The sequence below is a fragment of the Streptomyces sp. NPDC034670 genome, assembly GCF_055574875.1.
In genome coordinates this window covers 70,895-91,668 of sequence record NZ_JBVITR010000027.1, presented here as the reverse complement: position 1 = coordinate 91,668, position 20,774 = coordinate 70,895, and the positions used below count along the sequence as shown (strand labels likewise).

20 protein-coding genes are annotated in these 20,774 nt (G+C 70.7%); 18 read left to right on the top strand and 2 right to left on the bottom strand.

The features are described 5' to 3' along the window. From ACZ56B_RS19300 to ACZ56B_RS19235, 14 genes are all read left to right on the top strand, one after another. Positions 1–2,300, top strand: a 2,300-nt coding sequence (locus ACZ56B_RS19300; protein WP_468791476.1) for an SDR family NAD(P)-dependent oxidoreductase, incomplete at its 5' end; no start/stop codon positions are given. 4 nt (positions 2,301–2,304) lie between these two features. After that, positions 2,305–3,087 carry an arylamine N-acetyltransferase family protein gene (locus ACZ56B_RS19295; RefSeq protein WP_468791473.1) on the top strand — a complete coding sequence of 261 codons (783 nt, stop codon included), beginning with the start codon at positions 2,305–2,307 and terminating at the stop codon, positions 3,085–3,087. Positions 3,088–3,104: 17 nt separating this feature from the next. Continuing rightward, positions 3,105–4,823, top strand: coding sequence for a bifunctional 3-(3-hydroxy-phenyl)propionate/3-hydroxycinnamic acid hydroxylase MhpA (gene mhpA / locus ACZ56B_RS19290; protein ID WP_468791470.1), 1,719 nt, complete (start codon positions 3,105–3,107; stop codon positions 4,821–4,823). A 10-nt stretch (positions 4,824–4,833) separates the two neighbouring features. Next, positions 4,834–5,784 (top strand): class I SAM-dependent methyltransferase, encoded by a 951-nt coding sequence (locus ACZ56B_RS19285; RefSeq protein ID WP_468791467.1) that lies wholly within the window; start codon positions 4,834–4,836, stop codon positions 5,782–5,784. Positions 5,785–5,846: 62 nt separating this feature from the next. Next, entirely contained in the window at positions 5,847–6,683 is an 837-nt protein-coding gene (locus ACZ56B_RS19280) for a shikimate dehydrogenase family protein (protein WP_468791464.1), read from the top strand. 220 nt (positions 6,684–6,903) lie between these two features. Continuing rightward, the gene (locus tag ACZ56B_RS19275) at positions 6,904–7,497 is read left to right on the top strand and encodes a malonic semialdehyde reductase (protein WP_468791461.1); all 594 of its coding nucleotides are present in this window, start codon (positions 6,904–6,906) and stop codon (positions 7,495–7,497) included. 80 nt (positions 7,498–7,577) lie between these two features. Further along, positions 7,578–7,721, top strand: coding sequence for a hypothetical protein (locus ACZ56B_RS19270; protein ID WP_468791458.1), 144 nt, complete (start codon positions 7,578–7,580; stop codon positions 7,719–7,721). A gap of 6 nt (positions 7,722–7,727) precedes the next feature. Then, the gene (locus ACZ56B_RS19265; protein ID WP_468791455.1) at positions 7,728–8,414 is read left to right on the top strand and encodes a SpnB-like Rossmann fold domain-containing protein; all 687 of its coding nucleotides are present in this window, start codon (positions 7,728–7,730) and stop codon (positions 8,412–8,414) included. Further along, the gene (locus ACZ56B_RS19260; RefSeq protein WP_468791452.1) at positions 8,411–8,980 is read left to right on the top strand and encodes a KR domain-containing protein; all 570 of its coding nucleotides are present in this window, start codon (positions 8,411–8,413) and stop codon (positions 8,978–8,980) included. Before ACZ56B_RS19265 ends, ACZ56B_RS19260 begins: the two co-directional genes overlap by 4 nt. A 251-nt stretch (positions 8,981–9,231) precedes the next feature. After that, entirely contained in the window at positions 9,232–9,918 is a 687-nt protein-coding gene (locus tag ACZ56B_RS19255) for a VC0807 family protein (protein WP_468791449.1), read from the top strand. 5 nt (positions 9,919–9,923) lie between these two features. Continuing rightward, positions 9,924–11,132: an aromatic ring-hydroxylating oxygenase subunit alpha gene (locus ACZ56B_RS19250; RefSeq protein WP_468791446.1), complete on the top strand. Its 1,209-nt coding sequence runs from the start codon at positions 9,924–9,926 to the stop codon at positions 11,130–11,132. 249 nt (positions 11,133–11,381) lie between these two features. Continuing rightward, the gene (locus ACZ56B_RS19245) at positions 11,382–12,413 is read left to right on the top strand and encodes an erythromycin esterase family protein (RefSeq protein WP_468791443.1); all 1,032 of its coding nucleotides are present in this window, start codon (positions 11,382–11,384) and stop codon (positions 12,411–12,413) included. 255 nt (positions 12,414–12,668) lie between these two features. Next, entirely contained in the window at positions 12,669–13,574 is a 906-nt protein-coding gene (locus ACZ56B_RS19240; RefSeq protein ID WP_468791440.1) for an alcohol dehydrogenase catalytic domain-containing protein, read from the top strand. A 110-nt stretch (positions 13,575–13,684) separates the two neighbouring features. Further along, the gene (locus ACZ56B_RS19235; protein WP_468791437.1) at positions 13,685–14,212 is read left to right on the top strand and encodes a DUF6584 family protein; all 528 of its coding nucleotides are present in this window, start codon (positions 13,685–13,687) and stop codon (positions 14,210–14,212) included. 378 nt (positions 14,213–14,590) lie between these two features. On the opposite strand, the gene ACZ56B_RS19230 is transcribed toward ACZ56B_RS19235, so the two are convergent. Beyond that, positions 14,591–15,742, bottom strand: coding sequence for an acyl-CoA dehydrogenase family protein (locus tag ACZ56B_RS19230; RefSeq protein WP_468791434.1), 1,152 nt, complete (start codon positions 15,740–15,742; stop codon positions 14,591–14,593). A 191-nt stretch (positions 15,743–15,933) separates the two neighbouring features. Between ACZ56B_RS19230 and ACZ56B_RS19225 the strand changes: the two genes are divergently transcribed. Further along, entirely contained in the window at positions 15,934–17,148 is a 1,215-nt protein-coding gene (locus tag ACZ56B_RS19225; protein ID WP_468791431.1) for a cytochrome P450, read from the top strand. Positions 17,149–17,389: 241 nt separating this feature from the next. On the opposite strand, the gene ACZ56B_RS19220 is transcribed toward ACZ56B_RS19225, so the two are convergent. Continuing rightward, complete coding sequence (locus ACZ56B_RS19220; RefSeq protein WP_468791488.1) at positions 17,390–17,659, bottom strand: hypothetical protein; 270 nt, start codon at positions 17,657–17,659, stop codon at positions 17,390–17,392. Here ACZ56B_RS19220 and ACZ56B_RS19215 point away from each other — a divergent pair. The 3 genes from ACZ56B_RS19215 to ACZ56B_RS19205 are packed head-to-tail and all read left to right on the top strand — an operon-like array spanning position 17,561 to position 20,719. Then, entirely contained in the window at positions 17,561–18,442 is an 882-nt protein-coding gene (locus ACZ56B_RS19215) for a polyprenyl synthetase family protein (RefSeq protein WP_468791485.1), read from the top strand. The two genes, ACZ56B_RS19220 and ACZ56B_RS19215, sit on opposite strands and share 99 nt — an antisense overlap. After that, positions 18,439–19,347: a terpene synthase family protein gene (locus tag ACZ56B_RS19210; RefSeq protein ID WP_468791428.1), complete on the top strand. Its 909-nt coding sequence runs from the start codon at positions 18,439–18,441 to the stop codon at positions 19,345–19,347. Before ACZ56B_RS19215 ends, ACZ56B_RS19210 begins: the two co-directional genes overlap by 4 nt. A 10-nt stretch (positions 19,348–19,357) precedes the next feature. After that, complete coding sequence (locus ACZ56B_RS19205) at positions 19,358–20,719, top strand: cytochrome P450 (protein ID WP_468791425.1); 1,362 nt, start codon at positions 19,358–19,360, stop codon at positions 20,717–20,719. Positions 20,720–20,774: the final 55 nt, after the last annotated feature.

The window sequence follows — 20,774 nt, the reverse complement described above, 5'->3', positions numbered from 1 at the left end:
GGGTCGGGGTGGACTGGGAGGAGGTGTTCTCCGGGACCGGTGCCCACCGGGTGGACCTGCCCACCTACGCCTTCCAGCACCAGCGCTACTGGCTGAACCCGCCCGCGCCGACCGCTCCTGAGACCGCGGCCGTTTCCGACCCGGTCGACGCGGCGTTCTGGAACATTGTGGACAGCGGCGACGCCCACTCGCTGGCCCGGTCCCTCCAGGTCGACGTCACGGCTCTGGACGGTGTGCTGCCCGCCCTGTCCTCGTGGCGTCGGCGTCACCGGGACCAGGCCGTGCTGGACGGCTGGCGGTACCGGATCGACTGGCAGCCGGTGACGGACCGGCTGGTGCCCGGCGCGACCGCTGCCGACGGCACATGGCTGATGCTGGTGCCCGCGGGGCACACCGGCTCGCCGGCGGAAGCACTGGACGGCGCGCTGACCGCGCACGGCGGCCGCGTCGTACGGGTGGCCGTGGACGGCGAGGACCGCAAGGGCCTGGCCGAACTCGTCCGTGCCGAACTCGTGCGGGTGGGCCTCGACCCGGCGGGAGACGCACCGGCCGGTGTGGTGTCCCTGCTGCCGCTGGACGAGCGGCCGGACACCGAACACCCCACGCTGTCGCGGGGCACGGCAGCCACCGTCACCCTCGTGCAGGCGCTCGACGACCTCGGCGTCACCGCACCGCTGTGGTGCCTGACCTCCGGGGCCGTCGCGGTCCGGGAGGACGGGGAGGCACGGAGCGCTACCCAGCCCATGATCTGGGGACTCGGCACTGTACTGGCCCTCGACCATCCCAGGACCTGGGGCGGGCTCGTCGACGTGACGGCTGAGCCGGACACGACGGAGCTGGGCCGGCTGGTCGCCGTGCTCTGCGGAGAGCACGGCGAGGACCAGGTGGCGATCCGCCCCGCGGGCGCGTACGCGCGTCGGATGGTCCGCGCCGAACCCCTCGCCGAACCCCTCGCCGAGACCGAGACCGAGACCGAGACCGAGACTGAGATCGAGACCGAGGCCGAGACCGCCTCTCGCACCGCCGCGACCGCCTCCGCCGACGGCTGGACGCCGCGCGGCACGGTCCTCGTCACCGGCGGCACCGGTGGCATCGGCGCACACGTGGCGCGCTGGGCCGCGGGACGGGGCGCCGAGCACCTCGTGCTGCTGAGCCGCCGCGGCAGGGCGGCGGACGGGGCGGACGCGCTGGAGGCGGAACTGACCGCCCTGGGTGCCCGGGTCACCTTCTCGGCCTGTGACGTGACCGACCGGGCCGCGCTCGCCGAGGTGATCTCGGCGGTCCCGTCCGACCTGCCCGTCTCCGCCGTCTTCCACGCGGCCGGCACCGCGCAGGAGCCGCGGCGACTGCCGGACAGCACCGTCGCGGAGTTCGCCGAAGTGGGCCGGGCGAAGATCGTCGGCGCCGTGCACCTCGACGCGTTGCTCGCCGACCACACGCTGGACGCCTTCGTGGTGTTCTCCTCCGGCGCCGCCGTCTGGGGCGGTGCCGGACAGAGCGGCTACGCCGCCGCCAACGCCTACGTCGAGGGCCTCGCCCGCCGCAGGCGTGCCGAGGGCCGGGCAGCGACCGCGGTGGCCTGGGGCGCCTGGGCCGGCGGCGGCATGGTCGACGACGCCGTGGCTGAGGAGTTCGCCGAGGTCGGCGTGGAGCTGATGCGCCCCGAACTCGCCGTTCAGGCACTGGGGCAGGCGATGACGCGGGACGAGGGACACCTCGTGGTCGCGGGCATCGACTGGTCCCGGTTCGTACCGGCCTACACGGCCGCCAGGCAGCGTCCGCTGCTGCGGGAACTGCCCGAGGCCACCGCCCTCCGGGCCACCGGCACCGCCGAGGACGCGCAGGCGGGGGACGAGGACGGGGCACTGCGGACGCTGCTCCTGCCCCTGTCGCCGCAGGAGCGGCTGACCGCGCTGACCGACCTGGTGCTGACGGAGGCCGGACAGGTACTCGGGCACTCCACCGGGCCGACGGCGATCGAGGACGGCGTCGCCTTCCTCGACATCGGCTTCGACTCGCTGACCGGCCTCGAACTGCGCAACCGGCTCGACCGGGTCTCGGGACTCGACCTGCCGCAGGGCCTCATCTTCGACGCCCCCACCGCGGGAATGATCGCCGAGCTGATGCTGGAGGCGCTTGAACCCGAACTCGCCGTCACGCCGGAGACGGTCGCCGACGAGATCGGCAGGCTGGAATCGGCGCTGGCCCCGGCGTTGCACGACGAGGCGTCGCGTGCGCGGGCCGTGACGCACCTGCGCGAGCTGTTGGCCAAGTGGGACCACACCGAGAAGGGAAGGTAAGCAGATGTTCGAGGTCGAGACCTACTTGCGCCGGCTGGGTTTCTCGGAGGTGCCCGCGCCCGACGCCGAGACGCTCCGCCTCCTGCACAAAAGGCACCTGATGTCGCTGGCCTACGACAGCAGCCACTTCATCAAGAGCTTCACCGGCTTCCGCAACGTCGTCGACATCGACGTCGACGCCACGTTCCGCGCGATCGTCGTCGAGGGCGCGGGCGGCGTGTGCCACGACCTGAGCGGACTGTTCCGCAGGCTCCTGACCGAACTCGGTTACGACGTCTCGATCCTGGCCGCGTCCCAGCGCTGGCCCAACGGACAGTTCGGACCCGACTTCGAGCACACCTTCAACTGCGTGCGGCTGGACGGGGAGACCTGGCTGGTGGACGTGGGCTTCGCCGGGCCGTCGTACCTGGAGCCGCTGCGCATGACCGAGGAGGTGCAGCACCAGTTCGGCTGCGCCTACCGGCTCACGGCGGACGGCAGCCACCACGTGCTGGAACGCAGGGCCGCGGTCGGCGACTGGCGGTCGGTGTACCGCTTCGAGCTCACGCCCCGGTCGGTCTCCGACTGGGACAGCCCGCGGGACACCGCCTCCGAGGAGATCGTGAAGAACTCGCTGTTCGCCGGGACCGCCCTGCGCGGCCGCGCCACCGACAACGGACAGCTCGTCCTCACCGGTCGGCGGCTGCTGACGGTGGACGACGGCCACGAGTCGATCCGCACCCTGATCGACAAGGCCGAGTTCGAGGGCGTGGTGAAGGGCATCCTCGCCGGCACGGGAAACGGCTGAGACGGGGCCGGACGCAGATGACAGTGCAGACGCTGACAACCGGTGCCGGGACGGGCGCCGGCACGGAGACCGACGCGGACGTGGCCATCGTCGGCTACGGCCCGGTCGGGCAGGTACTCGCGATCCTGCTGGCCCGGCGCGGCTGGCGGGTCACCGTCGTGGAGCGCTACGCCCAGCCGTACCCCATGCCGCGGGCGGTCGGCTTCGACGACGAGGCCGCCCGCAACCTGGCGGCCGTCGGCATCGGGGCCTTCCTCGACAAGTTCGGCGAGAACTCCCGGGACTACGCCTGGCGCAACGCCGACGGCGAGACCCTGCTGCAGCTGGAGAGCGCCGTGGACGGACACTGCGGCTGGCCGCAGGCGACGGCCATGTACCAGCCGGGCCTGGAAGCCGCCCTCATCGAACGGGGCGCCGACTTCCCCCACCTGCGCGTCGTGCGCGGGCAGGAGGTCGTCGAACTCGACGACCGCGGCGACCTGGTCGAGGTGATCTCCGAGGACGCCGACGAGGAGGAACACACCTTCACCGCGCGGTACGTCGTCGGATGCGACGGGGCGAACAGCTTCGTCCGCGAGTCCATGGAGAGCCCTCTCACCGACCTCGGCTTCTTCTACGACTGGCTGGTCTGCGACGTCGTACTGAACGAGCCGCGCGACTTCCGTCCCAACAACCTCCAGATCTGCGACCCGCGGCGGCCGCGGACCGCCGTGTCGGCGGGCCCCGGGCACCGCCGCTTCGAGTTCATGCGGCTGCCGGGCGAGGACATCGAGGAGCTGAGGCGCGACGACACGCACTGGCGCATGCTGGAGATGTTCGACGTGCGGCCGGACAACGCGACGCTCGACCGGCACGCCGTGTACACATTCCAGGCCCGCTGGGCGGAGGAGTGGCGCAAGGGCCGCCTGTTGATCGCGGGCGACGCCGCACACCTCATGCCGCCCTTCGCCGGGCAGGGCATGTGCTCGGGCTTCCGCGACGTGGCCAACCTGTCGTGGAAGCTGGACCTGGTCCTGCGCTCCCTCGCCGACGACTCCCTGCTCGACACCTACACCGTCGAGCGCCGGGCCCACGTGCGGAACGCCGTCACCACGTCCGTGAAACTGGGCAAGGTCATCTGCGTGACCGACCCCGCGGCCGCCGCGGACCGGGACGCGATCATGCTCGCCGCCCGCGACCGCGAGGGCACCGCGGCCCTGCCGATGTCGGCTGCGATCCCCCTCGACGACGGACTGCTCCACCGCGCCGGGGACGGCACGCCGGCGGCGCCCGCCGGCACCCTCTTCCCGCAGGCCCGGGTGGCCGGCGGCGAGCGGGAGGGCCTGTTCGACGAGATCGTCGGCCTGGGCTTCGTCCTGCTCGCCGCGGAGGACCCCGCGACGTCGCTGGACGCCCGGCACCGGGCCTTCCTCGACGGGATCGGCACCCGTTTCGCGCACGTCCTGCCCGCCGGCACGGACCCGGCCGGATCCGGACCTGGCACCGTGGTCGACATCGAGGACCGCTACCTGCCGTACCTCGGCGAATGCGGTGCGACGGCGGTGCTGGTGCGCCCCGACTTCACCGTCTTCGGTGCGGCCCACGGGCCCCGCGAACTGAGTGAGCTGGTCGACGAACTCGCCCACCGACTGGGGGCACCGGTCCCGGCCGCCGACGGAGACCGCCCCCGCCCCGGTGCTTCTGGCGTCCGGAAGCATCACGAGACCCGGACAGCACCACCAAACACCACTAGATAGGACCATGCACATGGGTGTCCGCGAAGACATGTACGGCCTGTTCACCAGTGTCAACGAGATCAATCTGTCCGACGACCAGAAGGGTCAGAGCGCCAAGGAGGGCACGCACAAGAAGAACATCTCCACCAGCTACGACCTGCAGGCCCGGATGTCCAAGAAGGGCATCCTGTGGAACTGGGGCTACCACGACGAGCGGAACGCCGAGGAGATCAGCGCCCGCATACCCGGCTTCCTCGACTACGACACGGACGGCTACTCCGAGGAGCTGTACTTCGCCGCGCTGCGGGAGGTGCCGTTCGACCTGGACGACTACGCGGACAAGTTCGTCCTCGAGGTCGGCTGCGGACTGGGTGAGGGCCTGAACTTCCTCTCCCGCGTCGTCGACGCCAAGCGCATGGTCGGTCTCGACCTGTCGGACGAGGCCGTCAAGCGCGCCAACGCCTCGCTCAGCCGCGCCGGACTGAGCTACGTCCAGGGCGACGCGGAGAACCTGCCGTTCGAGGACGGCGAGGTGGACGTCCTCGTGAACATCGAGAGCGCCCACAACTACCCGAGCCTGGAGAAGTTCCTGGAGGAAGTGGCACGGGTACTCAGGCCGGGCGGCTACTTCACACACGTCGACCTCTACACCACCCAGCGCCACACCTTCCTGAAGGAGCTCCAGGCCAAGGACCTCGGTCTGGAGTGGGTGCTCGACCGCGACATCTCGGCCCAGGTGCGGGCCGCGATCCACGGACGGTTGTCCCCCGAGGGCTCCTTCCACAAGGCGCTGCGCGAGCAGCGGGTCGGTGCCATCCAGCGGCACATGGCCAAGCGGGTCGGCCCGGAAGCCGTGGGCGGCTCCTTCGCCGGCTACACCGACAGTGGCTCCACCAAGCTGCTGAAGCGGATGGGTGTGCTGCCGTCACAGTTCATGCCGCCGGTCGACAGCTACAGGCTCTACGTGGCCAAGAAGATCTGACCCGTCACCGACCGAGCCACCCGCACCCGCCGCCCCGTGACCGCCCAGCCCGAGGAAGACCCATGACGACCGTAGCCACCCCGCCCCCGGGGCCCATCACCGGGAACACCCGTCTGTACGCCGTCCTGGGCGACCCGGTCACGCAGGTCCAGTCACCCGGGCTGCTCAACCCGGTCTTCGCCGAGCTGGGCATCGACGCGGTACTGGTGCCCGTGCACGCGCGGGGCGCGGACCTCGAGTCCGTGGTCCGCGGCCTGCAACGGGTGGGCAACCTCGACGGTCTGTTCGCCACCGTGCCGCACAAGGCGGCCGTCGCCGGCCTGGCCGACCGCCGCAGTCGCACGGTGGAGATCACCGGAAGCGCGAACGCCCTGCGGCGCGAGGCCGACGGGACCTGGCTCGCCGAGAATTTCGACGGCTCGGGGTTCGTGGCGGGTCTGGCGGGGGCCGGTCACGACCCGCGGGGCCGGCGGGTGTCGATGGCGGGCGCCGGGGGAGCGGGCAGCGCCATCGCGGCGGCGCTGCTCACCGCGGGCGCGGCGAACCTGTCGGTCTTCGACCCCGACGCGTCCCGGCTGGCCGAGCTCGTCGACCGGTTGGCCCGGCACTGGCCGGGGCGTGTCAGCGCGGTTCCCGAACTGCCGCTGTGTGAGAGCGACATCGCCGTCAACGCTACCCCGCTCGGCCTGCGTGCCGGTGACCCGCTGCCGTTCCAGCCCGGCGATCTGCCGCCCGGCGGTGTGGTGGCGGACATCATCATGAAGCCGAAGGAGACCCCTCTCCTGAGGGAGGCGGCGGCGCGGGGCCACCGGGTGCACCACGGAATGCACATGCTCGCCGGCCAGGTGGACTCCTACCGCGCGTTCTTCGGACTCGGCGTTCCCCGGACCGCCGGCTGACCGGCGGACGCGGCGCGGAACCGACCCGGGACACGCCGTCCCGGGCGTTGCGCGAATTGGCCGGAAACGGCCGTTGCTGCCATTATTCACCGCTTCGCAGTAGATGAGGGAACCGTTTTCGGATAGCCTGCCGATCACGCAGAGAAAGGCCACCGGAACCATTTTTCGGGGTGGCTCTCCCATTCACTCGACCCGTTCACTGACACCAAGGAATTCTGATATGACTCTCGCCCTGGACCCCGCGGCGCAGGACCTGCTCTTCCGGGAGGCCCGCACGGCCAACACGTTCACCGACGAGCCGGTCACCGATGAGCAGGTCCAGGCCATATACGACCTGGTCAAGTACGCCCCCACCTCGATGAACCAGCAGCCGCTGCGCATCGTCCTGGTCCGTTCGCACGAGGCTCGCCAGCGCCTGGTCCGGCACCTCGCGGAAGGCAACAACAAGAAGGCCGAGACGGCTCCGCTGGTCGCGATTCTCGCCGCGGACAACGAGTTCCACGAGGAACTCCCGGAGCAGTTCCCGCATTTCCCCCAGCTCAAGGACCTCGCGTTTTCGGACCGGGCCGTTCGAGAGCAGTCCGCGAAATTCAATGCCACTCTGCAGGTGGGCTATTTCATTCTCGGTGTCCGGGCCGCGGGGCTGGCCGCCGGGCCCATGACCGGGTTCGACGCCGACGGCATCAACAACGAGTTCTTCCCCGACGGCGAGCACTCGGTCCTCGCCGTGGTCAACATGGGCAAGCCGGGCGAGAACGCGTGGTTCGACCGTTCTCCCCGCCTCGCCTACGACCAGGTGGTCACCACCGTCTGACACCACGGGCCGGCCGTGCGGTCGCCCCGTACGGCCGGCCCGGACCACCGCTCACCCCTGCGGGTGCGGGAAGCAGGGCTTTGACGACCACGTCGTCGAGAAGGTCACGGGACCATCCGTTCCCGCTCGGAGAGCCGTCTGACCTGGGCGGCCCCGCGCTGCACGCCATCGGCCCGGGCGCCTTCGCGACCGACACCGAGCGGCTGCGGCTGCCGTACTCCTGACGCGGGGTGCTGCTGCACAGCAGCGGCGCGTCGGTGCTGCGCGGGCGGCTCGCCCCGGCGGACGTGTCCGGCGTCGCGATCACCCCGACCGACGGCACGGGCGTCCCCGTCGCCTCGGTGGGCGAGCTGTCACTGCGGCCCCTCGCGGTGGACGGCCTGGCCGACGACCGCCTCGACTCGCTGTTCCAGGTCGACTGGACCCGGCTGCGCCCCGCCGATTCGCCGTCGGCGAGCTGGGCCGTGCTGGGGAGAGGTGACCGGCCGGGCGGAGATCTCCGAGACGGGTCCGTGCCCCCCGGATCCGGCCGCGCTGGCCGAGGACGAGGTGCCGTACCCCGTGTTCGCCCCCGTGCCCCGGCCGCGAGCCCCGCCGAGGTGACGCGCCGGGCCCCGACCCTGATGCGTTCCTGGCTCGCCGACGACCGGTTCGCCCCGGCCCAGCTGGTCTTCGTCACCAGCGGAGCCGTGGCGGCAGGACCCGACGAGGACGTCCCTGACCTGACCGGTGCCCCGGTGTGGGGCCTGGTACGCGCGGCGGAGTCCGAGCACCCCGGCCGGTTCGTGCTCCTCGACACCGACGCGGGCACCGGCACTGACACCGGCATTGACACCGGCATTGACACCGGCACAGATGGCGGCACCGATTGGGCGGGGCCGCGGCGCACCCCTGTCCGGCGCCGTCGCCACCGGTGAACCCCAGCTGGCGCTGCGCCGGACACCTGCTCGTCCCACGGCTCGTACGGGCCCGTCCCGGGGCGGGGAAGAAGCCCGGTTTCGGCACCGGCCCCGTCCTGGTGATCGGTGCGAGCGGCATGCTCAGCGGCCTGGTGGCACGGCACCTGGTCGCCGAGCACGGGGTGCGACACCTCGTCCTCGTCAGCAGGCGCGGCCAGGTCGACGCGCTGCACGAGGGGCTGACCGGCTTCGGCGCCCGAGTCGACGCGGTCGCCTGCGACGTGGCCGACCGGGACGCGGTCGCGGCCCTGTTCGCCGAGCACCCCGTGACGGCCGTCGTGCACGCGACGGGCGCCCTGGACGACGGCGTGATCGAGTCACTGGCCCCGGAGCGCGTCGGCACCGCCTTCCGGCCCAAGGCCGACGCCGCCCGGCACCTGCACGAGCTGACCCGCGACCTGGGCCTGACGGCCTTCGCGCTGTTCCCCTCCGCGGCGCGGGACAGCAAGTGGCCCGCCCGCCGGATCACCACCGAACTCGCGAACCACGCGAACCAAGGGTGCAGGCCGGCGAGCGCACCGTAAGCCGGTGGCCGGCGCGCCCGGGCATCGACCGCCGTCGCTTGCCCGGCCCCGGCGGCTCGGCCGGCAGGCGCCCGTCGAAACGGATCGCGGCCCGCCGGCACCACCGGCACGGCCACGCGGGCGGGAAGGCCGCAGATCACGGAACTACCGTCCATCGTCAACCAGGATGAACAGGTACATCAAAGTATTTATCGTGCATATCGCTCCTGGCGTCGATTCGGTGATCTTAGCCGGTCCCTACGGTTTTCCGTATGGCATCACCAAACGGTCGGACCGGAACTCAAGACATGCCGGCGTGGCGGACAGCGGCCACTCCGATCCTGTTCGCGGTGGTTCTTCCGCTGGCGGTGTTCTACGTGCTGCGGTCGCAGGGGGCCAGCCAGTGGCTGGCCCTGACGCTCAGCGGGGCAGTCCCGGCGGTGCGCATGGCCGTCGAGGCCGCCACCCGGCGCCGTATGCACAGCTTCGACGTGTTCATCATCGGCATGCTGGCGGTGCGCATCGTGACATCGCTGCTCACCGGCAGTCCACGGGTCATCCTCGTCAAGGACGCCTCGCTCTCGGCGGCTGCCGGACTGTGGATCCTGGGCTCGCTCGTCGTGGCGAAGCCCTTCGCCTTCCAGGCAGGCCAGTACTGGCACGGGCCCACCGCGGCGCGCATCCGGGAAGCGGCCTGGAGCGTCTCGCCGACGCTGCGCAGCGGACTGACCCGGCTGACGGTCCTGTGGGGCGGCGCCCAACTGCTGGACTGCGCTGCCGGAGTGCTCGTCGCCCTGCTGCTCCCGGTGGAGGCGGTTCCGGCACTCAACCGCGCGAAGGGGCTGGCGCTGCTGTGCGCTGTCGTCCTCATCACCGTCTCCTACAGCCGCCGCTACGGGCGGCGGCACGCACTGTCCCTCTTCGGTTCGGCACCCCTGCTCACCAGAAGGGAAAGCTGATCACCATGGCCCTCCACCAGACCGAGGCCACCGGCCCCGCGGCCTCCGCACCCTCCGCCCCCGAGGCGCTGCGCGCGACGCTCGCGGAGCTGCGGCGTCTGGCCGCGCTCCCGCTCGAACGCGGCCAGACACTGCCGCCCCCTGCCTACACCTCCCCCGAGCTCTACGAACGGGAGGTCGAACGGATCTTCCGGCGGGAGTGGCTGTGCGTGGCACGGACCGAGGAGATTCCGCAGCCGGGGAATTACCTGCGGCTGGACATCCTCGGCACACCCCTGGTGATCACCCGGGACGAGCAGGGCGAGTTGCATGCCCTGTCCCGGGTGTGCCGCCACCGGTTCATGGACCTCCTGCCGCCGGAGACCGCGCCGGAGCACGGCTGCCTGAAACGGCTGACCTGCCCGTATCATGCCTGGACCTACCGGCTGAACGGCCAGTACGCGGGGCAGCTCGCCGGTGCTCCACTGATGCAGCGGGTCGACTTCGACCGGGCAGGCTGCCGGCTCCCGGCTCACCGCGTCGAGGTCTGGAACGGCTTCGTCATGCTCAACCTCGACCCCGGCGCGACACCGGTGGCGCCCGAACTGCGCGGGCTGGGCCCGCGGTTGAGCAGCCACGGCATCGCGGACTGGGTGAGCGTCCACACCCAGACCTGGGAGGGCGTGCCCGCCAACTGGAAGGTGGCGGTGGAGAACGGTTGCGAGAACTACCACCACATGGGCACGCATGCGGCGACCCTGGAGCCGGTGCTGTCGGCCCGGGACACGGAGGTCGACGAATGCGACGGTCGCTGGTTCACCATGTTCACACCGCTGTCCCGTCCCGAGCGCGGTGGGACCGGTCTGGGAAGGCGGGCGCGAACCGGTCGGGGGCCGCGGCCGGGGATGCTCATCGCCGGGATCTTCCCCCAGTTCGTCCTGGCGGTCCTGCCCGACAGCGCGGTCGGCATCCGCTGGCTGCCCACCGGTCCCGCCACCCACGACACGCGGATCACGGTCATGGTCCCGCCCGAAGTGGCGGACACACCCGGTCCCGCGGAGCGGTCGGACGGCCTGCGCGCCCGCATCGCCCGGATCCAGGAAGAGGACCTGGTGGCCGTCCGCGGTGTTCAGCGTGGCCTGGCCTCCCACCCGGCGCCGTCCAACGGCCGGTTCTCCCATCTGGAGCGTCCGCTGTGGCAATTCCAGCGCTACCTCGCGGAGCGACTGCTGTGAGCCGGACGACCTGCGGGGGCCGCCCAGGGAAGCGACCAGCTCGTCGGGGAGAGGCGATTCGCCGCTTCCCCGGCGCGCTGGTCGAGGCCGCGTGCACCGCCGGTGTCCGCGGGCCGAGTTACTCGTCTGGCCCACCGCCGTGCCCGGAACGGCCCAGCGGCCCCGGCCGACGGGGACACCGGGGCTGCGGACGGGCCCCTCACGACCGTCGACGACGCACTGCCGGCCCTCGAAAAGGCAGCCCCTCCGTTGCGCACCACCGAGCCCTCGGGGGGGTCCGAGGACCTGCACCCCTTCGGGAAGGCGGTCGGCGACGCCGTCGTGGTCGGCATCGGCGAGGCCGCCCACGGATCCCAGGACTTCGTCACCTTCAGGCACCGGGCGTTCCGGTACCTGGTCGAGGAGAAGGGCTTCCGCTCCTTCGTCCTGGAAACCAACTGGAGCTCCGGTGCGCGCCTCGACCACTATCTGCTCACCGGCCGCGGCGATCCCGCCCGGATCATGTCGGAGGAGTTCCAGAACGCTCACCTGTTGCTGCACAGCCAGGGTTACCTGGACATGATCCGCCGGATGCGCGCCCACAACGTCGCCCACCCCGACGACCCGCTCCGGTTCGCCGGCGACGACAGCAGCTACGCCGGCCCGGAGCTGTACGACCGAGTCGTCGACCACGTCCGGCGCGCCCACCCGGACCTGCTGCCCACCGTCACCGAGCTGTACCGGGGACTGCGCCCCACCCTGCCCGTCGGCGAGCACATGGCGGCCTCCTTCGAGGCACCCCTGGCCGAGCGCCGCGCGAAGGCCGAACGCACCGGACGCGTCCTGGAACTGCTGCGCGCCCGGAGCTTCACCGGGCGCACCATGGCCGGGGACGACCACGTCCGGGCGGTGCGGAACGCGGAGATCATCCACCAGGCCGCACGCCAGGACGCCTTCGACTACGACAACCCGGCCGACGAACGCGAGGGACCGGCCTACCGCGACACCGTGATGGCGGACAACACCCTCCGGTGGCTCCAGCAGACCGGCGCCCGGACGGTGCTGGCCGCCCACAACGGCCACGTGTACCTACAGGGCTACGACCCGGACCACCCGGTCATCCAGGGCGGCCTGCTCCGCCGCGCGCTCGGGGACGCTCACCGGGTCGTGGGCCTGGCCTTCGACCATGGTTCCTTCAAGGCCACCGACGCGGGTGTCTCCGATCCCCGTGACGAGGACGTGAAGGTGTTCCGCTCGGGGCCCCCGTGGCCGATTCGGTCGAGCACACCCTGGATCGTGTGAGCCACCGGGACGAGACCCGGGACGCACTCGACGTGCTGATCAGGGCCAACAGCCGGCACCGGGCGGAGCTGTCCACGGCCCCGGAACCGGTGACGCAGTCGGCCTGACGCTGTGATCTGCGTCTCAGCCGGTTGCCCCTCACGTCAATGTCAGAGGTGAGGATGGCGACAACGCCCGGAATCACCGGGTCGGTCGTACGAGAGGCGGCGGAAGACGGGGCAGGCGTGGGGCTTCGGCAGGTATGGCGGGCCCGAGGTGCAGGAGTTCTTCGATCGTCCCGACCCCGTCCCCGGTCGCGGCGAGGTGCTGATCCGGGTCGACGTCGCCGGCGTGAATCCCCTCGACCACCTTCTGCGCTCGGGTCTGGTCGACGGGCTCGACGGCGGGCGTCCGTTTCCCCGCGTGCTGGGCATGGAGGCAGCCGGAACCGTTCTCGCCCGGGGCGAGGACGTCAACGGGCTCGAGGTGGGTGACGCGGTCTTCGGCTTCGCCCTCACCGGTGGCGGCACCTACGCCGAGACGACGGTGCTGTCCGCGCCGAACACCGCGCGCATCCCGGAGGGCCTGTCCGCGACCGTGGCGGCAACGCTGCCAGTAGCCGGGACGACCGCGGTGGACGTGCTCGACCAGCTCAGCCTCCCGGCCGGTGCCACGGTCCTGGTCAACGGGGTCGGGGGCGGGGTCGGCCTCGCCGTCGCCCGGCTGGCTGTCGGGCGCGAGCTGCGTGTGATCGGCACCGGGAGCACCGCCAAACGCGAGCACGCCGAGGCCCTCGGGGTGCGGTTCATCGACTACACCGCCGAGGACGTCGCCGCCGCGGCACGCGAGCTGGTTCCGGACGGCTTCGACGGGATCGTCGACCTGGCCGGAGGCACCTCGCTGCGGACGGTCGCGCCGCTGGCCCGGGATCCCCGCGACGTCATCGCTGTGGGCGATATGTCTGTGTCCGATCTCGGTGGGCGTTTCGTCGAGCGTCGCGTCGACCGCGAGAACCTGGAGCGGTCGGCCCGGCTGGCCCTCGACGGACTCCTCGCACCCGTGATCACCGCGGTCCATCCGCATACCTCACACACCACGAGACACAGCCACCACTCCCAGCCCACCAGGGACTTCGCCGAGGTTCACCCCGACGAGCTGAAGTCAGTAAGGGCTGTCCCGTAACTGGCGGTGTCCCGTCTCAGTGAGGTTCAGCCGATGCCGTCGAGAGCGAGCGAGCGCTGAGCGACAAAACCAGGTCGACGTAGGTCAGTGCGATATCCGATCATGCGTTCATGCCCCTGAGAGAGACCCTTGCCCGAGTCGATGCAGACCTGGCCGCCGGCCGGATTCCCGTCGCGCGCCAGCGCCTGCGCGGTCTCATCTCGTCCTTCCCTCACGACCTGACGCTCCGCCGTCGTCTGGCCGGGGTGTACCGGCTCTACGGCGACGCCGCCGAGGCTGGACGCTGGATGTACCTCGAAGAGGACCGGAACGCCGACGAGACCGCCGCCTTCGAGGCGCGGTACGGGTCTCCCGGGTGGCGGATGAAGGCCCTGGCCTGGCACGGCCCCGAGACGAACGCGGCCACTGCCTTCGCGAAGGGGCAGCTGGTCGCGGTGCGGACCGCCTGCGCCGAGGAGCTGGGGCACCCCGTCGACTGGGACGACCCCGCCTCCTACCGGGACGACCTGGAAGGGGAGTACGAGGCGCCCTCCGAGCCGTGGACGGTCGGCGGTGTGCTGGCGGGCGTCGGCTGCCTGGCGGCGGTCCTTGTATTCCTCGCGATCTGGGTGAATGGACTCGTTGCCCTCTTCGACTGACTCAGGTCACCGGGACCTGTGAGGAGCGCCGCTCAAGGTTCGGTGAGACCGTCCGGAACTGCCTTGAACGGGGACGCCCGGTCACGAGTGAAATGATCTCGCGGCGTACTGGCGCACGGACTTGGCAACGCGTCGGCTCGCCCAGAGCCGCCCGCACCCGCTCCAGCTCGGCTTCGAGTTCCTCCACCCGCACCGCCGCGGCCTTCTGCCGCGTCTCCAGAACCGCCCGCATCGACGGCATCCGCCACCCCCACGACATCTCGGCCAGCCACGGGCCCAGGCTCCCGCGACAACCGCGATCCCATGCCTGACCAGCAGAAACCGCACACGAGGTCCGGAAAGAGAACGACCTCTGAGGTGCCCACTTCGAACGCCCGCTCAGAGCCCCATGGACTTGGCGACGATGGTGCGCATGATCTCACTGGTGCCGCCGAAGATCCGGCTGGCCCTGTTGTCGGCGTACAGCCGGGTGATCGGGTGGTCCATCGTGAAGCCGAGACCGCCGTGCAACTGAAGACACTCGTCGAGCACGCCGGCCGCCGCCTCCGTGCAGTACAGCTTGGTCGCGGCTGCCTCCTCGGCGGTCAGTTCCCCGGCGTCGAACGCCTCCAGGGCCTGGTCGACGACCGCCTGCAGCGCGTTCACCGTGACCTTGCAGTCAGCGAGCACGAACTTGGTGTTCTGAAAGGCGGCGACGGGCTTGCCGAAGGCGGTGCGCTCGCGGACGAAGGCGGTGGCGAGTCGGACCGCTGCGGCGGCGTGGGCGTAGGCGCCGACGGCGATGCCCAGCCGCTCCTGCGGGAAGATGCCGGCCAGACAGGCGAAGGCGTCGCCCGGCTCGCCCACCACGTCGCCGACGGGGACGCGCACGTTCGTGAAGGTCATCCCGACGATGTCGGACGAGCGCAGGCCGAGCGTGGCCGGCTCCGAATCGACCGCCACACCCGGGGCGCGGGTGTCCACGGCCAGCAGGGACATGCCGCCGCGCCGGTCGGTCCCCGCGGCCGCGGTGCGGCAGGCGACGAGCACCAGATCGGCCTGGGCTCCCCCGGACACATAAGCCTTGCTGCCGTTGAGCACGTAGTGCGTGCCGTCCTCGGACAGCTCGGCCGCCGTCCGGATACCGGCCACGTCGGAGCCGGCCTCCGGCTCCGTGATCGCGATGGCCGTCATCAGCTCACCCGTGACGAACCCCGGCAGCCAACGCCGCTTCTGATCATCGGTGGTGTGGTCCACCAGGGTGGCCGGGAGCGCCAGGTGCGCGCTGGCCCCACCGAAGGTGACGCCGGCTCTCGCGCACTCCTCGGCGATGACGGCGTTGAACTTGAAGCTCTTGGGACCGGCCCCGCCGAACTCCTCCGGGACACCGAACCCGAAAATGCCGAGTTTGCCCAGCTTGCGATAGAAGTCACGCGGCACTCGGCCGGCGGCTTCCCATTCCGAATAGACGGGCACGACTTCCGTCTCGATTAACTCGCGCACCTGAGTGCGGAAGGCCTCGTGCTCGTGCTGAAAAACAGTGCGTCGCACCGCTCATCCCCCTGCTGCGCTGATCGGTGTCCTCGTCAACTGCTCGAACGTAATACGGAGTCGAGGGCGGTGTCCAGGGAGGACGGGCCTTGCCACCCACGGCCTTCATGTGCCTAGTATTCGACCACGGGGATCTCGGTCGCTTCAGCGGGCCGACGGTCCTGCCTGCCGATTTCATGGGGGAGACTGGCATGGAACTCTCGGGGGACGAACCTCTATTCAATGCGCGCGATCCACGACTGCGCACCGACCCGTATCCCCTCTACAAACGCCTTCGGGACGCCGAACCGGTTCATCGGACGCCGTACGGGCACTGGGTGGTCTCCGGGTACGACGAGGTCGTCGCGATCCTGCGAAAGCCCGAGTTATCCAGTGAATATCCTCAAGACCCGAAATGGGCCGCACAACGGGGCGGACAGGACAGCCCGATCGTGCAGGCCACCCGGAGCTGGATGCTGATGCGGGACGGGGAGGCGCACCGTCGGCTGCGCGGTCTGGCCAACCCGGTGTTCACCGCCCGGGCCATCCGTGAGACGGCTCCCCGTATGACCGGCATCGTTCACCAGATCATGGACGAGATGGGCGACGGCCGGGACGTCGACCTCATCGGGTCCCTCGCGGCCCTTGTACCCGTGACCGTCTTCTGCGGCCTGGGCGGCCTGCCGGTCGAGGACCGTGATCTGTGCCGGAAGTGGACCGACGCGTTGGGCCACGTCATCGACCCGGCCACCGACGACACCACCCTCCGGGCCATGAACGACGCGGCGGAGGAGTTCGGTGCGTACATCACCGAGCATCTGGCGCGACGGCGCGCGGACCCGCGGGACGACATCGTCTCCCGCCTGCTGCTGGCGGACTTCGACGGCGAGAAGCTCTCCGACGACGAGATCATCGCCAACGTCATGATGTTCTTCATGGGCGGTCACGAGACGACCGCCAACCTCATCGGCAACGGCATGCTCGCCCTGCTCCGCCATCCCGACCAGTTGCGCGCTCTGCGCGAGGAGCCCGGCCTCGTCGACAACGCCGTCGACGAACTGCTGCGCTACGACGCGCCCATCCAGTTGGTGGCCCGCATCACCACCGGTGACATCGAGGTCGGGAGCACCGTGATCCCGGCCGGCGCCAAGGTGATGATCCTGCTCGGCGCCGCCAACCGCGATCCGCGGCGTTACGCCGATCCCGACCGTCTCGACCTGCGGCGTTCCGACATCCGCCCGCTGTCCTTCGGGGGAGGCCCGCACTACTGCATCGGGGCGCTCCTGGCGAAGGCCGAGGCCCGCCTGGTCTTCACCGAGCTGCTGCGCAGGTACCGCGACATCAGGCCGGCCCGCGAGGACGTCGTCTGGCGCCCCCAGGTCAACATCCGCGGCCTCAGAGAACTCCGCGTCGATCTGATCCCCTGACGCCTGCCGTCCCGCGGCGCGCCGGGCTGCGTCGCCCCGCGGGTCCCGTCAGGCCGAGACCTTCCCAGCGGGCGGCCGACCGTCCCTTTGCCCGCCCATCATCCGGCCCGTCCGAACGCCGTTTCCCGTACCGCCGTCCCCACTCAGCGCGGGGATACCGGTGCACGCCGTTCTGCGCGCGGAAACGATTTGACGGGCCCTACGAGTGGGGATGTAGAGCAGAATCGTGAGTACCCACACCCTATCTCCCGACATACTGGACCCGGTCTCCGCGAGGGCCGCAGTGGACAGCGTCCTCTTTGATTTCCTGGACGATCAGCGGAAGAATCCCAGACAACGGCAGTTGGCCCAGCTTGTGAAAATGCTTGAAGAGTTCATGGTGGGCGGCAAGCGAATACGGCCGATTCTCACCGTGCTGGGCTGGCAGGCGGCTGGCGGAGAAAATGACTTGACGACCGTGGTACGTGTAGCCGCGTCGCTCGAGATGTTTCACACGTTCGCTCTCATCCATGACGACATCATGGACGACAGCGACACCCGGCGCGGCCGTCCGACCATCCACCGGATACTCGCCGGAAAACGCGGTGACGACCGCACCGAGCGTTTCGGAATCGGCGGCGCCGTGCTGCTGGGCGACCTCGCCTTCGCCTGGTCGGACAACCTGCTGCACACGGCCGGCCTCACCCCCGCGCAGTCGGCGGCGGTGCTGCCGATCCTCACCGAGATGCGCACCGAGGTCATGCTCGGCCAGTACCTGGACCTGCGGGCGACCGGCGAGCTCACCGACGACGTCGATGCCGCTCTGACCGTCAACCGCTACAAGACCGCCAAGTACACGGTGGAACGGCCGCTGCACATCGGCGCCGCCCTCGCGGGCGCCGACGCTCCCGTCCTGGCCGCCTGCACGGCATTCGCGCTGCCCCTCGGGGAGGCCTTCCAGCTCCGCGACGACCTGCTGGGCGTGTACGGCGAGGTCCGGGACACCGGCAAGTCGCGTCTGGACGACCTGCGGGCCGGCAAGAGCACCGCCCTGGTCGCGCTGGCACTGCGCGCGGGCGACGCGGCGCAGCGTGCCCGGCTGCGCACGCTGATCGGCGATCCCGAACTGGACGAGACCGGCGCCGAGGAGGTCCGCGCGATCTTCGCGGCCACAGGTGCCCGGGACGCCGTCGAACGCATGATCGATGACCGTTACCGGCGGGCGCTGGGCGTGCTGGACGCCGCCCCTTTCACCGCCGACGCGGTCGCCGCCCTCAAACACCTCTCCGCCACGGCAACCAGGAGGAACTCATGACCGCGGATCTGACCGCACCGGCCCCGGCGGGGACGATCCGCCGCTGGCAGGAATGCACCGACCGGTTCGCCGCCCTCTTCGACCGGCACGTCGGGTACGAGGCACAGAAGGTGCCGATGACGGACGCCGAGCTGCGCGAGGTCATCGACGCCTGCAACCGCGCGGTCGCCCCGCTCGGCAAGAGCGTCTCGGACAAGCGCTGGATCTCCTACATGGACGTCGTGCGCTGGTCGCAGAGCGCCCGCCACATCAAGGACATGGAGGCGTTCAAAGCCGTCTGCGTGCTCAACTGCGTGACCTTCGTGTGGGACGACATGGACCCCGCTGTGCACGACTTCGACCTCTTCCTGCCCCAGCTGCGCGCGGTGTGCGAGCGGTACTACACCCCGCAGGACGCGGAGTTCGCCTACGAGGGCGCCCGCGCCTTCGTCACCAGCGACCACATGTTCCGTGACTCGGAGCTCAAGAGAGTGCTCTGCGGCACCTCACCCGAGCAGTACTTCCGCTTCCGCGTCACCGACGTCGGTGTGGACTTCTGGATGCGGATGTCCTACCCGATCTACCGCCACCCCGAGCTGACCGAGCACTCCAAGACGGGGCTGGCCGCCCGGATGACCGCCCGTGGCCTGGCCGTGGTCAACGACTTCTACTCCTACGAACGCGAGCAGGCCCTCGGGCAGATCACCAACTGCTTCCGACTGTGCGACATGTCCGACGAGGCCGACTTCCAGGCGTTCTTCCAGGCCCGCCTTGACGACATGGCCGAGGACATGGAGTGCATCAAGGCGTTCGACCCGCTCACCCGGGACGTTCTGCTCGACCTCATCCAGGGCAACTTCGTCTGGACCACCCGGGACCGGCGCTACCAGGCCGCGGTCAACGACGTCAACTCACGGATCCAGTAGGGGACTCAGGATGCCCACCACTCCCAGATCGCCCTCGGTGGAACGGTCCTGGCGGATCGGCGCCGCGCCCGACCCCGTGCCACTGCTCGGACACATCCCCGCGCTGTGGCGCCGTCCGCTGGAGTTCCTCGCCTCGCTTCCCGCGCACGGCGACTTGGTCGAAGTCCGGCTCGGTCCCACTCGCGCCTATCTCGCCGCCCACCCCGAACTGGTCCGGCAGGTCCTGCTCAACCCGCGCGTCTTCGACAAGGGCGGCATCTTCGACAAGGCACGCCAGCTCCTCGGCAACAGCCTGTCGGTCTCCCGTGGCGAGGAGCACCGCTTCCAGCGGCGGCTGATCCAGCCCGCGTTCCACACCACCAAGATCGCCGCCTACACGACGGCGGTGGCCGCGGACACCCGTACCGTCATCGACGGTTGGCGGGCCGGCGAGATCCGGGACATCAGCGACGCCATGCACGCCCTGCTGATGCGGGTCGCTGCTCGCACCCTGTTCTCCACCGGGCTCGACGAGGACACCATCGAGGAGGCCCGGCAGTGCCTGCGAACGGTCTCGCAGGGCATCTACCGGCGGACCGTCGCCCCGCTGGGCGTTCTGGAGAAGCTGCCCACCCCGGGAAACCGCGCCTACGACCACGCCAACACACGGCTGCGGCAGATCGTGGCGGACATGATCGCGCTACGGCGCCGGTCCGACGCCGACCACGGCGACCTGCTGTCCACCCTGCTGCGGGCGGAGCACCCCGAGACCGGGGAGAAGCTGGACGACGTCCAGGTCCTGGACCAGGTCGTCACCTTCCTGGTCGCTGGCAGCGAGACCACCGCCTCCACCCTGGCCTTCGTCTTCCACCTGATGGGCACGCTCCCCGAGGTGGAGCAGCGGGTGCACGCCGAGGTGGACAGCGCGCTGAAGGGCCGGACGCCGGTCTCCGCCGACCTGCCCGCGCTGCCGTACATCCGCAATGTCATCACCGAGGCGCTGCGGCTGTACCCGCCGTCATGGATGGCGATGCGGGTCGCGGCCGAGGACGTCGAACTCGGTGGCCGGACCATCCCCGCCCGGACGATGATCCTGTACAGCGCCTACGCCCTGCACCACAATCCCGAGCTCTTCCCGGACCCCGAGACCTTCGACCCGGGGCGCTGGGAGGGCGAGCGGGCGGCCCAGGTACCCCGCGGGGCGCTGCTGCCGTTCGGCGCGGGCAGCCACAAGTGCATCGGCGACGTCCTCGCGCTCACCGAGACCGCACTGATCGTCGCGACCGTCGCCGCGCGCTGGCGGCTGCGCCCGGCCCCCGGCAGCCGCCTGCGCCCCGAGCCGAAGGCCACCCTGGAGGCGGGCCCGCTGCCCATGGTGCTGGAACGCCGCTGACCCGGCTTCCCCTCTTTTTCCCTTCTCCTTCTCCCCGTCCGTACCGTCTCAGGGG